Origin of the sequence: Paenarthrobacter sp. CM16 (assembly GCF_013179505.1) — a bacterium.
Taxonomy (GTDB): domain Bacteria; phylum Actinomycetota; class Actinomycetes; order Actinomycetales; family Micrococcaceae; genus Arthrobacter.
Genome location: NZ_JABMCX010000585.1, coordinates 1 through 790, shown reverse-complemented (window position 1 = coordinate 790; position 790 = coordinate 1). Strand labels below are relative to the sequence as shown.

Below are 790 nucleotides of genomic sequence, written 5' to 3'. Positions count from 1 at the left end.
GCTTTGAGCCTGGAGACCGAGGACCGCACACCCGGAGCATCGTAGCCGAGGGAGCCCAGCATGGAGATCAGCGCAGAGACCGGCAAGGCGTCTCCCGCGTTCCGGCCGTAGAGGCCGAAGATCGTAACAAGCAGCTGCTGGTGGCGCACCGGGGGTGCCGGGACGGCGAACATCGAAAGAGCCTCATTTCCGCGCCCCCAATCAGGCGCCAGTCCAGTTCATCATAGGTTCGCTGCTAGCCCCCGCCGAGTTGGCAGCACACCCCCATGCGCCGGCACAACATGGGGGTTAACTGGAGTCTCGCAAGGCGTTCGGGATCAACCCAAGGAAAGAAGCAGGAAGAGAACGGCCAGGACCAACGCCACCGGGGTCATGACAAAGCGCTCAGGCTTGCTCCGGGAGATCGCGTTCATGAACACGCCCACGGTGAAGTAGGCAGTAAGTACCCACATAAAGACGTCGGTGAAGCCTTCGCTGATGAGCGCAGGTACCAGCTCCGCCTTGGCCAACGCCGTTTAGCCGAAGAGGGCGTAGAGCACTACCGAGACCACGCTGCCTACCCTGAGCTTCTGCGGCAGGACATCGTGCTGCCCACCCCAGGCGAACCGCCCAAGGGGCGCGCCAGCCACCAGGGCCACCTGAAAAACGGCCAAACAACCAAGAATTATGCACGCAGAAATCGCGTAGAGCTGCTCCACCCGCCAAGCGTAACCGTGGGTGCCACCGTATCGGCGAACCTGACATGAACGTCAACGGAACCATCGCCCAAACCCCAAAGACCCGCTCCAGC

1 protein-coding gene and 1 pseudogene are annotated in these 790 nt (G+C 62.3%); both read right to left on the bottom strand.

Annotated elements, in window-relative coordinates:
- Positions 1-173 (bottom strand): annotated as a pseudogene (locus HP499_RS24665) (PaaX family transcriptional regulator); the annotation flags it as partial.
- 144 nt (positions 174-317) lie between these two features.
- On the bottom strand, positions 318-509 hold the full coding sequence (locus HP499_RS25350) for a hypothetical protein (protein ID WP_253951791.1): 192 nt from the start codon (positions 507-509) through the stop codon (positions 318-320).
- Positions 510-790 lie beyond the last annotated feature (281 nt).